Origin of the sequence: Saprospira grandis DSM 2844 (genome assembly GCF_000275825.1) — a bacterium.
GTDB classification, from domain to species: Bacteria; Bacteroidota; Bacteroidia; order Chitinophagales; family Saprospiraceae; genus Saprospira; species Saprospira grandis_A.
Genome location: NZ_JH719942.1, coordinates 2,481,927 through 2,495,296, shown reverse-complemented (window position 1 = coordinate 2,495,296; position 13,370 = coordinate 2,481,927). Strand labels below are relative to the sequence as shown.

The 13,370-nt window shown below is 47.4% G+C and carries 14 protein-coding genes and 1 tRNA gene; 11 read left to right on the top strand and 4 right to left on the bottom strand.

Annotation, left to right across the window (positions count from 1 at the left end):
• Positions 1 to 38: 38 nt before the first annotated feature.
• Together SAPGRDRAFT_RS11515 and SAPGRDRAFT_RS11510 are read right to left on the bottom strand one after the other, a co-directional pair.
• Positions 39 to 1,091 carry a serine hydrolase gene (locus SAPGRDRAFT_RS11515; RefSeq protein ID WP_002659422.1) on the bottom strand — a complete coding sequence of 351 codons (1,053 nt, stop codon included), beginning with the start codon at positions 1,089 to 1,091 and terminating at the stop codon, positions 39 to 41.
• Between the two features lie 128 nt (positions 1,092 to 1,219).
• Complete coding sequence (locus tag SAPGRDRAFT_RS11510) at positions 1,220 to 1,738, bottom strand: hypothetical protein (protein WP_002659421.1); 519 nt, start codon at positions 1,736 to 1,738, stop codon at positions 1,220 to 1,222.
• A 140-nt stretch (positions 1,739 to 1,878) separates the two neighbouring features.
• Here SAPGRDRAFT_RS11510 and SAPGRDRAFT_RS11505 point away from each other — a divergent pair.
• Positions 1,879 to 1,950: transfer RNA gene (locus SAPGRDRAFT_RS11505), tRNA-Met, on the top strand.
• Between the two features lie 152 nt (positions 1,951 to 2,102).
• Complete coding sequence (locus SAPGRDRAFT_RS11500; RefSeq protein ID WP_002659420.1) at positions 2,103 to 2,960, top strand: UbiA-like polyprenyltransferase; 858 nt, start codon at positions 2,103 to 2,105, stop codon at positions 2,958 to 2,960.
• 658 nt (positions 2,961 to 3,618) lie between these two features.
• Here the strand turns inward: SAPGRDRAFT_RS11500 and SAPGRDRAFT_RS11490 are convergent.
• Positions 3,619 to 4,461 (bottom strand): S24 family peptidase, encoded by an 843-nt coding sequence (locus SAPGRDRAFT_RS11490; RefSeq protein WP_002659419.1) that lies wholly within the window; start codon positions 4,459 to 4,461, stop codon positions 3,619 to 3,621.
• Between the two features lie 333 nt (positions 4,462 to 4,794).
• Between SAPGRDRAFT_RS11490 and SAPGRDRAFT_RS11485 the strand changes: the two genes are divergently transcribed.
• Positions 4,795 to 5,091 (top strand): muconolactone Delta-isomerase family protein, encoded by a 297-nt coding sequence (locus tag SAPGRDRAFT_RS11485; protein WP_002659418.1) that lies wholly within the window; start codon positions 4,795 to 4,797, stop codon positions 5,089 to 5,091.
• 31 nt (positions 5,092 to 5,122) lie between these two features.
• Here SAPGRDRAFT_RS11485 and SAPGRDRAFT_RS11480 read toward each other — a convergent pair whose 3' ends face one another.
• Positions 5,123 to 5,545, bottom strand: coding sequence for a hypothetical protein (locus SAPGRDRAFT_RS11480; RefSeq protein WP_002659417.1), 423 nt, complete (start codon positions 5,543 to 5,545; stop codon positions 5,123 to 5,125).
• 415 nt (positions 5,546 to 5,960) lie between these two features.
• Here SAPGRDRAFT_RS11480 and SAPGRDRAFT_RS11475 point away from each other — a divergent pair, with 415 nt between their 5' ends.
• The 8 genes from SAPGRDRAFT_RS11475 to SAPGRDRAFT_RS11435 all read left to right on the top strand — a co-directional run bounded on the left by SAPGRDRAFT_RS11475 (position 5,961) and on the right by SAPGRDRAFT_RS11435 (position 13,362).
• A complete protein-coding gene (locus SAPGRDRAFT_RS11475; protein WP_002659416.1) occupies positions 5,961 to 7,367 on the top strand; it encodes an MBL fold metallo-hydrolase in 1,407 nt (468 codons plus the stop codon).
• Positions 7,368 to 7,491: 124 nt separating this feature from the next.
• Positions 7,492 to 8,100, top strand: a complete 609-nt coding sequence (locus SAPGRDRAFT_RS11470; protein ID WP_002659415.1) for a YeeE/YedE family protein — start codon at positions 7,492 to 7,494, stop codon at positions 8,098 to 8,100.
• 13 nt (positions 8,101 to 8,113) lie between these two features.
• Positions 8,114 to 8,527: a DUF6691 family protein gene (locus SAPGRDRAFT_RS11465; RefSeq protein WP_002659414.1), complete on the top strand. Its 414-nt coding sequence runs from the start codon at positions 8,114 to 8,116 to the stop codon at positions 8,525 to 8,527.
• 449 nt (positions 8,528 to 8,976) lie between these two features.
• A complete protein-coding gene (gene thiS / locus SAPGRDRAFT_RS11460; RefSeq protein WP_002659413.1) occupies positions 8,977 to 9,192 on the top strand; it encodes a sulfur carrier protein ThiS in 216 nt (71 codons plus the stop codon).
• A 31-nt stretch (positions 9,193 to 9,223) separates the two neighbouring features.
• The gene (thiC, locus tag SAPGRDRAFT_RS11455; protein WP_002659412.1) at positions 9,224 to 11,095 is read left to right on the top strand and encodes a phosphomethylpyrimidine synthase ThiC; all 1,872 of its coding nucleotides are present in this window, start codon (positions 9,224 to 9,226) and stop codon (positions 11,093 to 11,095) included.
• A gap of 251 nt (positions 11,096 to 11,346) precedes the next feature.
• Positions 11,347 to 11,973: a thiamine phosphate synthase gene (locus SAPGRDRAFT_RS11445; RefSeq protein WP_002659411.1), complete on the top strand. Its 627-nt coding sequence runs from the start codon at positions 11,347 to 11,349 to the stop codon at positions 11,971 to 11,973.
• A complete protein-coding gene (locus SAPGRDRAFT_RS11440) occupies positions 11,952 to 12,713 on the top strand; it encodes a hydroxymethylpyrimidine/phosphomethylpyrimidine kinase (protein WP_002659410.1) in 762 nt (253 codons plus the stop codon). The genes SAPGRDRAFT_RS11445 and SAPGRDRAFT_RS11440 overlap by 22 nt, the downstream gene beginning before the upstream one ends.
• A complete protein-coding gene (locus SAPGRDRAFT_RS11435) occupies positions 12,706 to 13,362 on the top strand; it encodes a thiamine phosphate synthase (RefSeq protein WP_002659409.1) in 657 nt (218 codons plus the stop codon). Before SAPGRDRAFT_RS11440 ends, SAPGRDRAFT_RS11435 begins: the two co-directional genes overlap by 8 nt.
• Positions 13,363 to 13,370 lie beyond the last annotated feature (8 nt).

The window sequence follows — 13,370 nt, the reverse complement described above, 5'->3', positions numbered from 1 at the left end:
CCTGCCTAGGCAGGGTTTGAGCTGAAGCTATCTGAATTTTAGTTAAAGACCAAGGCTGTTTTTGGGAGGGCTTGGAAGGCGAGCAACTGCTTCATAGCGGCGGCAATACGGGCTCGTTCTTTTTTGGGTTTACCAAAAGCATTTTTGAGAAAGACGGCATAATAAATAGGGCGTTGGCCGGCTTCTCTTTCTATCCAGCCCGCATCATTATAGATACCGGGCAGGCTTCCGGTTTTGTGCGCTACTTGGCGGTTTGGGGGCAGGACCTTGGGGAGGAAATAGCGGCCAGTTCGGCAAGAGAGCAGGCAATCTCTGAGCCATTGGCTAGAGTTTGCGTTTAGCCAATGTTCTTGATCTAGGCCTTTGAGTAAATGGACAAAAGCTTTTGGGGAGCCTTGGTCGCGGCGGTCCCAGAGGAATTTGCGTCTAGCGACCTTCCGTTCGGACCAGGGGGAAGTAGATAAAATTTGGGTAGCTCGGCTATAGGTCCAGAGGCTTTGGTCCTCGGGTAATTCTCGGTTAGCGAGATCAATAAAAATTTCGATGAGGTAGCGGTTAATGTTAATATCGGAGACCATCCAGCTTTTGAGTTGGGCCTGAACGAACTCGGGTCCACCGAGTTGGCGGAGCAGAGCATCGGTAGCGCAATTATCGCTATATCGCATCATATAGAGGGCTAGATCTTCAATTTTGGGGGTAAAATTGGTTTTGCCCGTGGTATCCCAATCCATAAAGCAGCCCGAGTGGCGGCGATCTTCTAGGTTTAGGCGAATAGAATCAAAGAGAGAGAGTTTGCCGGCCTCTTGAGCGGCTAGCAGACTGGCCACAATAGGGAGTTTATAGACACTAGCTAGGGGAAAAAGAGTGTCTCCAGCAATAGAGAAGCTTTTATCGAGTTGGGCATCATAGACATAGATGCCCATTTGGCCCTTAGGGTTTTGGCAGATGGCCCTTAGGCTATCTTCTAGGGCTTGAAAACCCGCTATATTTTCCTCATAAATAGGGACTTGGCTAAATGGGGGATGTTTTTCTTTTTGGCAAGAGAAGAGTGGAAGAAAAAGCAGCAGAGAAAGGGTATACATTATTTTCATAAGATAGTGTTCTGTTTAAAGGTCACAAATTAAGGAATTCTGCAGACATCTTGGGCAAATAGAGAAGGGGCCTAGCTTAAAAAGCTAGGCCCCTAAGGCTTGGCGGCGGAGTACGCTATTGCATTGGCTTATTTAAGCTTTAGTTGCGCACCTTTTTCTTTTAGAGTGATATAAAAGCTACTATTCTCGGGGATAATACTTCCGCCATTGCAGAGTTCGCCACAATTATTTGCGGGGCCACCTTGGCTGCGGTCGTCATACATCACGCCTTGAATGAGGCGGCCATCGGAGCAGCGGCACCAGATGGGGATATCATTATTGAGGTCGCCATCATTATTGGCGGCATCGCCCTTGCCTTTTTTGTCCTTATCCTTACGACTAGCGGTATTGCTCCAGTAGCCAGACAGCTGTTGTTTAGACTTTTGGGCCAGGGGGAGTAATTCGACAGCATTGCTGCTGCTTGTTCCATTATAGATATCCTGAGCGACTTGGCTGCTGATATACTCATAGCGGCCATCGGGATAGACTGCAATATAGCCAACTTGGCTAAAGGCATTTTGCTCCTCGCTATGGGCGAGGCTAGCCTGGCGTTGCGCTTGCAGGCCAAAGGCCAGGCAACAGAAAACAATTAACATGAGGTGTTTCATCTTAAAAATTTTAGTTTTTGAAAATGTTATTCAGGTATAACTATAAAACTAAAACTTCAGACTGTCAAGGGGTTAGGGGAAAAAATGCATAAAAAGTATAAAAAAGCTTGGAAAATGATATTCTTGCCGTATATTTGCAATGCAGAGTGGAGCAGTGGTAGCTCGTCGGGCTCATAACCCGAAGGTCACAGGTTCGAGTCCTGTCTCTGCAACAAGTTAAAGCCTTCCAGTGATGGAAGGCTTTTTTTTTGGTCCTATTATATCTAGCTACTGCCGCAACCTAAAGGATTATTATTTGTATAATTGCAAACTTTATTTTTGAGTCTTTGGCGGCTTTATTGGGCCCTCAATTGCAAGTGCGTACATGATGAAAAACTACCTATCTTTAATTAAATTTAGCCATACGATCTTTGCCCTTCCCTTTGCGATGATTGGTTTTTTCTTGGCCACTGTAGAGGGCAATGGAGCATTGAACTGGCGTTTATTTGCCTTAGTTCTTTTGTGTATGGTCTTTGCGCGTTCGGCGGCCATGGCCTTTAATCGTTATGCAGATCGGGAGATTGATCGGCGGAATCCGCGGACGGTCACCCGGGAGATTCCGGCTGGGGTAATTTCGGCTCGCAATGCCTTATTTTTTGTATTGATTAACTGTGCATTATTTGTGGCCACCACTTATTTTATCAATTGGCTTTGTTTTTTGCTTTCGCCGATTGCCTTATTGGTAGTTTTGGGTTATTCTTATACCAAGCGATTTACGGCCCTTTGTCATTTTGTGCTGGGGGTAGGTTTGGCTTTAGCGCCAATTGGGGCTTATATAGCGGTGAGTAATCAGTTTGCCTTATTGCCAATTATTTATTCTTTTGTGGTTTTGTTTTGGGTCTCGGGTTTTGACATTATATATGCTTTGCAGGATGAGGAGTTTGATCGTTCTTTGGGATTAAATTCGATTCCGGCGGCCTTAGGAAAAAAGCGGGCCTTGATGGTGTCTAATGTATTGCATGGGCTGACGGCTCTTTTGGTAATTTATCCGGGCATACAAGCCACAGAGTTCTTTGGGCTTTATTATTGGATGGCGGTGGCTTTATTTATTGGTTTATTGGCCTATCAGCACTTTTTGGTCAAGCCAAATGATTTATCTAAGGTGAATTTGGCCTTTTTTACCACTAATGGAATTGCCTCTACTATTTTTGGGGCTTTGGTGATCTTTGATTTATATTTCTAGAGGGCCTTTGGTCCTTTTTGCTCCCCGCCTGCTTTTCTGAGTAGGCGGGGATTTTTTGTTGGTTTTGGGGCAAAAAAAGTCCATCCTTTCCGTTCTGGACTGGATGGCTAAATATCTATCTACTGCTGTTTTGGGGCCTCCGCAGCAAAGCTGCGGCGGTTACTCCCTTCGGTCGTCGAACTGCGAACTAAAGTCCTTGTTGTCGTTTCAGGGCTCGCTGCTGTTTTGGGGCCTCCGCAGCAAAGCTGCGGCGGTTACTCCCTTCGGTCGTCGAACTGCGAACTAAAGTTCTTGTTGTCGTTTCAGGGCTCGCAGGTCTGCTCGGCCCTGCGGCCTAAGGGCCTTGGTCTGCGGCTTCGCCGCCCCCTTTCACATCGCTAGGCCAGGCGCTGCGCGCCTCTGCGGCCCTTTGGGCCTATTCAATGGCGGCGGCTGAAAGCCGCTGGCCATTTTTGGGTTTCAACCCGAAAGATTGGCTGAGGGATGGATAGCAGTGGCGCGAAGCGGCAGACCCAGGGCTTTTGAAGCGAAGCGAAAAGCCCGCAGGGCCGAGCAGACCTGCGAGCTGCGACAACCAGCCCCGAAGGGGCGCCAGTTCGACGACCAACGGGAGTACCCAGCCCGACCCAGCCGCAGGCTGGGGCAGCCCCAAAAAAAGTTAGTTCTTCTTGGTCTGTTCTACAAGAGTTTCTATAGTATTATATAGGTTCTGGATAATATTCGATTGGTTTTGGACCATTTTGCGGAGCTCCTCCATTTCTGAGCGGAGCATATTATTGATATTGGAAGGAGAGGGCAAGAAGGGAGAAATTTTGGCTCGGACGTACCAAATCTCCTGAATATCCTTCACGCTCATTTCTAGGGGGTCATAATAGGTATTATCAGAAAAGAGCAGCAGCTTTTGTTCGGCTTTGATATGATTGTGTATGCGTTTGATCAGGACATCGCCCTTAGTGACCACTACATAGACATAATTATCTTTGAGTGAAGAGGCCCAGAGGCTGGGTTCTAGGTAGCTACAGACCACCTTATCGCCTTCAAAAAGCGTGGGTTCCATACTATCGCCGGAGAGGTCAAAAGAGCGGTGCGTGCCCACCTTATATTTATAATCGGGCAAAGTATAATTGGGTAATTCCTGAATAAAAGTGGGGTCTTTAGACTCTGAGGCATAGCCAGCTTGAGCGGGCACGGGCACATGCACAATGCGTTCATCATTATGGGAGTTGGTCACTACGGTAAGGACCTTAAGATTAGCTTGTTCGTCTTCAGTCATAAAGAGCGGGCCTTCTCCGGAGAAGAGATAAACGGGATTTAGCTTATAGGCATCGATGGCTTTTCGGAGCAACTCGATGGTTACATCTCGGCGTTTTTTGAGGATTTCGCTCAGGCTTTGGGGCAGATAATCGAGAGAGAGGGCAAATTGTCGGCTAGAGCGGATGCGTTGCTCTTTTTTGAGTTGGTCGTGACAATGGATAAAGCGTTCGGTTACTACAGAATTCATAAGCAAAAAGTTAATGCCCTAAAGCTATTATAAAGGAACTCGATAGGGAGTTCTAGAACAAATTTAACTTTTTGCGTGTACAGTGACAACTATTTACGCAAATAATTTAAACCCTAAGCTATTTATTTAGATAGATTCAAAACAGCAGACTTTAACAGTCTGCTAGTTGTTTGGGTTTAGGTCTTTTGCTGTACTGGCTTTAAATTCATCTAATATTAACAGAACCTTTAGGTATTTTGCCTAAATTTCAACAATTGGTTAAATCAGGCTTAATAAATTTGGAAATATCGAGTTATTGCGATACTTCCAATAGAAACTAACAAAAAACAACTTATGGAAAATTATTACATGCTAGAATTTGAGGTACCTGCAGAGATGCAGGCCCATGTAGAGGCTCGTTCTGCAGAACATCATGCAAAAATAGAAGAATTGATGGCCCAGGGGCGGATTCAGTCTTTTTCTTATTCAGCCAACGCTTTGCGTTCTTGGGCCATAGTAAAGGCGAGCTCGGCTATTGAGGTGATGCGTTTGATTCAGGAATTGCCTTTACAGGATTGTATGATTCCTAGTATTATTAGTTTGGAAAGTCATCATGCGGCGGCTCCTGCTTTGGTGGTAGCGGCGCAGTAGTCAAAAACTTAATATAAAGGCAAAGTTGGCTTTAAGAGCAATAGCGATTCTTTTGCGAACAATTGACATATATAATTGTCGCTTGTTCTAAGTCTAAGCGCTGTTTTTGTCTAGCTTTTACCCAAATAGCAAATTCTGAGGGTGCTTCTTCTTGAAACTCGCCCAACTTCAAGACGGTATACAGTCCTTCTCCTGCAGGCAACAACCAACTTTGTTCATCTATAGCAATGAGTTGGCCCTCGGGGTAGGCATGTACAGATAAAACTGGCCTAGAGGCTTGTTCTTTAAGGACTTCTATGGCCATTTCGGCCAAATCATCTGTGCTAGGGTCTTCCTTTTCGGCTTCTAATATGACGCAACTTCCGTTTTGGAAGAGGACCCAGTGTGGATAATCTTCAGCAGTTAACTTACTAATTGTAGTTAGCCATTGTTCATGTATAACTGGATTGTTCAATAGTCTGTTTTTTGGTTTACTACCAATAAGTTAGAACAAATAATAAAGCTATACAATAGGCCAAGGGCCCTGAGCGCAACTCCTGCGCTCAGGGCCCTTTTTGTTAAAATAAGGTTAACTGCTCTTACTGTGATTGATGTTACTACATGAATGCATTTTATCTCGGATATTTGTAACAGACAATTAGCCAAAAGGGCTAGCTCAACAAAGGCAAAATAAAAAAATCGCTTTTGTCAATTTGGTCACAAAGATATACGATAAGCCGCCCTACTTTTGTAATGAACAAGAAAGGAAACGGCAAGTTTATAAAATAAAATTTCAGCTTGTCACAAAAGTCACAAACAATCTTTTAGAACGACCTTATCTTTGTATCAACAACAATTTACTAAACATCACACTTAAAAATATAAGCATTATGAAAGTTGAACAGCTGTATACCGGATGCCTTGCACATGGCGCTTACTACATCGAATCTGAAGGCGAAGCCGCTATCATTGACCCCCTTCGTGAAACTGCTCCTTATATGGAAATGGCCGAAGAGCGTGGTGCAAAGATCAAGTACATCTTGGAAACTCACTTTCATGCCGACTTCGTTTCGGGGCATATCGATTTAGCTAAAAAATCTGGCGCCCAAATCGTTTTTGGCCCCAGAGCAGAAACTGGTTATGACGCTTATGTAGCCAAAGATAATGAAGAGTTGAAGCTCGGAAAGTTGCGCATCAAAGTATTGCACACGCCTGGCCACACTCAAGAGTCTAGCTGCTTTCTCCTACTCAATGAAGAAGACGAACAACTAGCTATCTTTACTGGTGATACACTCTTTATTGGAGATGTTGGACGCCCTGACCTAGCCATCAAGTCTGATGTTACTATGGATGACTTGGCCGGTATGCTCTACGACTCTCTACACAACAAAATCATGCCCCTAAACGACGACCTCACTGTTTATCCTGGTCATGGCGCTGGTTCTGCTTGTGGTAAAAATATGTCTAAAGAAACTTATGCCACTTTGGGCAACCAAAAAGAATTTAACTACGCCCTTCAGCCTATGAGCCGCGAAGACTTCATCGTAAAAGTAACTGCTGGCTTGGCTACGCCTCCTCAGTACTTTGGCCACAATGCCATGATGAATAAAGCAGGCTACAACAGCTTTGATGATGCCCTCGCTCAAGGTACTACTCCTCTAGATGTAGCCGCCTTCAAAACTGAAATGGCTAAAGGTACGCTCATCCTCGATACTCGCCACCAAGATACTTTTGAAAAAGGCTATATCGCAGGCGCTATCAATATCGGTCTCGACGGTAGCTTCGCCCCCTGGGTTGGCGCTATGATCGAAAACCTCAAACGCCCCATCTTGCTTATCGTTCAAGAAGGCCGTGAAGAAGAAGCCGTTACCCGCCTAGCCCGCGTTGGCTACGATAATGTTGTCGGTTTCCTAAAAGGTGGTATCGATGCTTGGACTGCCGCTGGCGAAGAAACAACTACCGTAAATACAGTTTCTCCTGCCGCCCTTGCCAAAGCTATCGCTAAAGGCGATGAGGTAAAAGTTATCGATGTTCGCAATGAAGGCGAGTTTATCTCTGAGCATTTGCTCGCAGCTACTAGCTACCCCCTAGCCGAAATGGCCAAAAAAGTAGAAGATCTTGACAAAAAAGCCACTTACTATGTACACTGTGCCGGTGGCTACCGCTCAATGATCGCTTCTGCTATCCTACAAAATATGGGCTTCGAAAATATTATCAACGTAGCCGGCGGTTTCAAAGCTATTAGCGAAACCGACGCTCCTAAAAGTGACTACGTTTGCCCTTCTACCCTACTCTAGACCTCACACTTTAGAGTACACCCAATTAAAACAAGTCGATAGTCTTCTATCTTAATTAAGATGCGCTAACCAGCTAGGGAGCTAGCTGGTTCAGCGCCTTTTTCTACCTAAATTTCAATTCATCATGTTCTTATTTGCGCAAGAAGTTACAGACATGTTGTCTCAACCTTGGCCTTGGTATGTCTCCGGGGCACTGATCGTTCTGGTTATGCAACTGCTCGTTTTTAACGGCAAATCCTTTGGCGTTTCCGCTAGTATGCGCGCCGCCTGCTCCGCTATGGGCGCCGGCAAAAGCGTCTCTTTCTTCGATTTTGACTGGAAAGGTAGCCAGGGCTGGAATATGCTCTTTATTACCGGCGCCGCTATCGGAGGATTTATCTCTATGCAGTTTCTCTCCGGCGATGAAGCCATGGATATAGGCAGCAAGACAATGGAATACGTCAAAAGTATCGGCTTCTCAGAGCCAGAAGTAGCAGATAACGGTAAAACTATGCTTTTACCTAAAGAATATAATGACCCCAATTTTGTTTTCTCCGCTAAAGGCCTATTTATCCTGATCTTTGGTGGCTTCCTTATCGGATTTGGCGCCCGCTATGCCGGCGGCTGTACCTCTGGACACGCTATTAGCGGCCTGTCTCAACTCCAAATTCCTTCTCTTATCGCTGTGATTGGCTTCTTTATCGGTGGCCTCACTATGACTTACTTTATCTTGCCCTTGCTGTTTGGCGCCTAAATCTATCTACAATATGAAATTTGTAAAATATCTAGGTCTAGGCCTCCTCTTTGGCATGGTCATGACCAAATCTGAAGCAGTATCTTGGTACAGAATCCAAGAAATGTTCCTCTTCGATAGTTTCCATATGTACGGGATCATCGGTAGCGCCGTAGTCCTCGGAATTATCACGACCGCCCTGATTAAAGCACTCAATCTGCAAACCTTTAAGGGCGAAGAAATTAAGTTCCACCCCAAAAATATGTCTGTTCCTCGCTATCTCATTGGCGGGATCATCTTCGGCCTCGGCTGGTCTATGACCGGCGCCTGCCCGGGCCCCATGTATACCCTACTGGGCCAAGGCTACTGGGCCGTACTCATTATTATCGCATCTGCTCTAGTCGGTACTTACCTTTATGGCGCCCTGCGCTCTAAATTACCGCACTAGTCCGCATAAAGTTTAGCTAGTTGTTTAGACCGGACGACTAGTCTAGGAGGGGAAATCGGTCTGGCTCAGCTTCTTTTATAGAAGCTGGGCCTTTTTTTTGCCCTTTCCCCTAAACTTTTGCCTCAAAAGTTCCTTAACTTTGACAAGATTACATCCACTTTAGGGGTGTTTAGTTTTTTTTTAGGGGCCTCCGCAGCAAAGCTGCGGCGCTACGTTGCAGGGCTCGCAGGTCTGCTCGGCCCTTCGCTGGCTTTGCCAGCTCGGTCTGGCCTGCGGCCACCCCTCCACATCGCTAGGCCAATAACGCCCGGCCATTAAACAAAAACTAAACTGAGAATAGACCCTTATCACCTGATGCAGCTCGTACTGCCGTAGGGAAAAGTGCCGTCCTACCTCTTCAGGATAGCCATACCTATGCCATCAAAGAGCCGCCTAAGCTCCTCTCATCTATGCCAAACGCTATCCAAATCTTCCTCAATGGCCAAGCCATGAGCTGCCCCCCAAATTATAGCCTCTTCCAACTCCTCCAACAATTAAAGAAAGAGGAAGAAGGCGGCCTAGCCCTAGCCCTCAACCAAGAGGTCATCCCCAAAGCCCTCTGGGCCAACACTTTCCTTGAAAATCAAGACCAAGTTTTACTCATTACGGCTACCCAAGGCGGTTAGCCCCAATTTGCTATGCAAAAAATTATATATCATGAGAAAAGATAAATTGCCTCAGCAGGAAGGAATTACCAGAACGCCCTTCCCTAGCTCTAAGAAGATTTATGTTCCCGGCCGTATCCACCCACAAATTAAAGTGGCCATGAGAGAAATTAGCCTCTCGCCTACCAAGATTCAAGCTACCGGCGAACTTGAAGAAAATCCCCCCGTTACCGTCTATGATACTAGCGGCCCCTATACCGACCCCAATGTAAATATCGATATCAATAAAGGCCTACAAGCCCTCCGCCAACAATGGATTCTCGACCGCCAAGATGTAGAGGAACTAGAAGGCATTTCTTCTAACTATGGCCAAGAACGCCTCGCTAAAAGCGATATCGACTGGCTCCGATTCCCTAACCTACGCAAACCGCTCCGCGCCAAAAAAGGCCAGAACGTTTCGCAAATGCATTACGCAAAAAAAGGCATCATTACCCCAGAAATGGAGTATATCGCTATCCGCGAAAACCAAAGAAGAGCCGAACTCATGCAACAAGGCATCGACTTTGGCCAACAACATCCCGGACATAGCTTTGGCGCCAATATCCCCCAAGGGTTTATTACCCCAGAATTTGTCCGAGAAGAGGTGGCCCGAGGCCGCGCCGTTATCCCCTCTAATATTAACCACCCCGAATTAGAACCCATGATTATTGGCCGCAATTTCTTGGTCAAAATTAACGCTAATATCGGTAACTCTGCCGTAACCTCTAGCATCGCCGAGGAGGTAGAGAAAGCCGTTTGGGCCTGCCGCTGGGGAGCCGATACCATTATGGACCTCTCTACTGGCCAAAATATTCACGAAACCCGCGAGTGGATCCTCCGCAATTCTCCCGTGCCTATCGGAACTGTGCCCATCTACCAAGCTCTAGAAAAGGTCAATGGCGTGGCCGAAGACCTCACTTGGGAAATCTTTAGAGATACCCTCATCGAACAAGCCGAACAGGGCGTAGATTATTTTACCATCCATGCCGGTGTCCGCCTCGCTTATATTCACCTCACCGCCAAAAGAGTAACGGGTATCGTTTCTCGTGGTGGCTCAATTATGGCCAAATGGTGCCTGGCCCACCACAAAGAAAATTTCCTCTATACCCATTTTGAGGATATCTGCGAAATCATGAAGGCTTATGATGTAGCCTTCTCTCTAGGCGATGGCCTCCGCCCCGGCTCTATTGCCGATGCCAATGATCAAGCCCAATTTGCTGAGCTAGAAACCCTTGGCGAATTGACCAAAATTGCCTGGAAACATGATGTGCAAACTATCATTGAAGGGCCCGGCCATATTCCGATGCACATGATTAAGGAGAATATGGACAAACAGCTCAAACACTGCGGCGAAGCGCCTTTCTATACCCTCGGCCCACTGACTACCGATATTGCTCCCGGCTACGATCATATTACCTCAGGCATCGGTGCCGCCATGATTGGCTGGTACGGTACGGCCATGCTTTGCTATGTAACTCCCAAAGAACATTTGGGCCTGCCTAATAAAGAAGATGTAAAAACAGGAGTAGTTACCTATAAATTAGCAGCTCATGCTGCCGATTTGGCCAAAGGACATCCCGGCGCACAATATCGCGATGATGCCCTAAGCAAAGCCCGCTTCGAGTTCCGTTGGTACGACCAATTTAACCTTTCTCTAGATCCTGATACCGCCCGCGCTTATCATGATGAAACCCTACCCGCAGAAGGCGCCAAAATTGCCCACTTCTGCTCTATGTGTGGTCCAAAATTCTGCTCAATGAAAATCACGCAGGAGGTCCGTGACTATGCCGCTAACCTAGACGAAGACGCCCAAGCCGCCCTAGAAAAAGGAATGGCCGAAAAATCAGAGGAGTTCTTGAACAAAGGAAGTAAAATCTACCACTAGATATTGCTCCACCGCCCCTTCTGCGGGCTTCGCCCGCAGAAAAGGAGCGCAGCGACTGGCTGAGGGATGGTAGGCAGTGGCCCAAAGGGCCAGACCAAAGGCTTTTGAAGCAAAGCGAAAAAGCCTGAAGGGCCGAGCAGACCTGCGAGCTGCCGAACAGCCCGACCCGCCCAAAGGGCGGGGCAGCCCCAAATTATTCATCTAACAGTTAAAGGCCTCTACATGGGGCCTTTGGCTTTTGAAATAAAAAAATGAAGATCAGATTATTGACGCATCCCGAACTCTTGACGGATGAAATACAGCTTATCAATGCCCTTTTTGCCGAGGGCCTAGCCTGCCTCAATTTGCGTAAGCCCAATTTTACGGCCCAGCAATATGAGGACTTTCTGGCCCAGATTGATGCCCAATATCACCCCAAAATTATTTTGCACGACCATTATGAACTCTGTGAAAAGTATAAGGTCCGTGGAATCCATTTGGGCGAGGCCCGCCGCCGCAGCTATAGCCCCGAAGCACTCTTGGCTCTCCGCCAAAAGCTCCAAAAAGCAGGCTTGGCCCTAGGCTCCTCGGTGCATGAACGCGCTACTTTAGACGAATTGGCCCCCAGTCATTTTGACTACATTTTTGTCAGTCCCGTCTTTAGCTCGATCTCGAAACAAGGCTATGGCCCAAAAGAAGATTGGACGATTGGCGGCTACAAGGCCCAATACGACTTTAACATTGTAGGCTTGGGCGGCATTGATTTGGACAGCCTGGGCGCCGCTGCCGAAAAAGGCTTTGAAGAAGTAGGCGCCCTAGGCTCCGTTTGGCTCAAAGGCGAGGCCGCCCCCGCCTATTTTGCTAAAATGCTCGCAGCATGTCAGGCCCTTTTGTCTTAAGTATTGCGGGTTTTGATCCCTCTGCGGGGGCGGGCCTTTTGGCCGATATCAAAACCTTTGAACAGCTGGGCGTCTATGGCCTCTCGGTCTGTAGCGCCCAAACCATACAAGGGCCCGGCCACTTTGCCGATTTGCGATGGACCGATGCCGATTGGGTGGAGCGACAACTGGCTTTTTTGCTGCAAAGCTATACGCCCAAGGCCGTAAAAATTGGCATTATTGGAGATTTGGCCCTTTTGGGTCGGCTCTTGGACCAACTAGCGGCTTTGGCCGCTCCGCCTCTAGTGGTTTGGGACCCCGTGCTTAGCGCCTCTGCTGGTTTTGACTTTCAGCAAGCAGATGCTTTTGAGGACCTCAAAGCACTGATTGAGCGAGTGGATGTTTTTATGCCCAACCGCCAAGAGCTAGAGCGCCTTTGGCCCCAACAATCGCCCTTGGCCGTGGCCAAAACGATTAGCCAGCAAACGGCGCTGTTGCTCAAAGGGGGACATGATCCCCAAGCAAAGGGATTGGACCAACTCTTTTTGGCGGGCGAGCTAGCCGCTCAATGGCCCCCAAAAATGATTGCGCCCTATGATAAGCATGGAACAGGTTGCGTGCTTTCCTCTGCCCTAACTGCCTTTTTGGCCCTAGGGCAACCCTTAACTACCGCCTTTGGAAAAGCCAAAGACTACAACCTTCAATTTATGAACAGCCAGCCCTCTCTGCTCGGTTGGCACAGGAGCTATCAAGATGAGTAAAAAAGAAATTGCCGCCTTGCAATATGTGAGTAGCGGGCAGCGAATACAAGAACATCTGGACCAAATTGCAGATTTTCTGGCGGCTGGTGGCCGCTGGGTTCAACTTCGCCTCAAAGAAGTGAGTACCGCCGATTATTTGGCCGCAGGAAAAACCGCCCGTGCCCTCTGCGATCAGTATCAGGCCCAACTCATTATTAACGACCAAATTGAGCTGGCCCAAGCCGTAGCCGCCGATGGCCTGCACCTAGGCCGTAGCGATATGCCCTTGGAGGAAGCTCGGGCCATTTTGGGCCCAGATTTTATTTTGGGCGGCACCGCCAATAGCTGGGAAGATATTGAGGAAGTTTATTTGGCTGGAGCCGACTATATTGGGCTGGGCCCCTTCCGATTTACGCCCACCAAAAAGAAATTAAGTCCTATTTTGGGCATGAAAGGCTATCGCGAACGACTGCAACAACTAGAGCGCAAAGGCTGGGAGATTCCCATTGTCGGTATTGGCGGCATTAAGCTGGCCGATATAGATGGGCTCTTGCGGACTGGCCTGCATGGGGTGGCTCTTTCTGGCCTGATCAACCAAACGACAGACAAAAAGACCCTAGTAAAAGAAATTTATCAACTTTTGGAAATGGCCCCTAGCGGGTATAAATGAAGATAGGC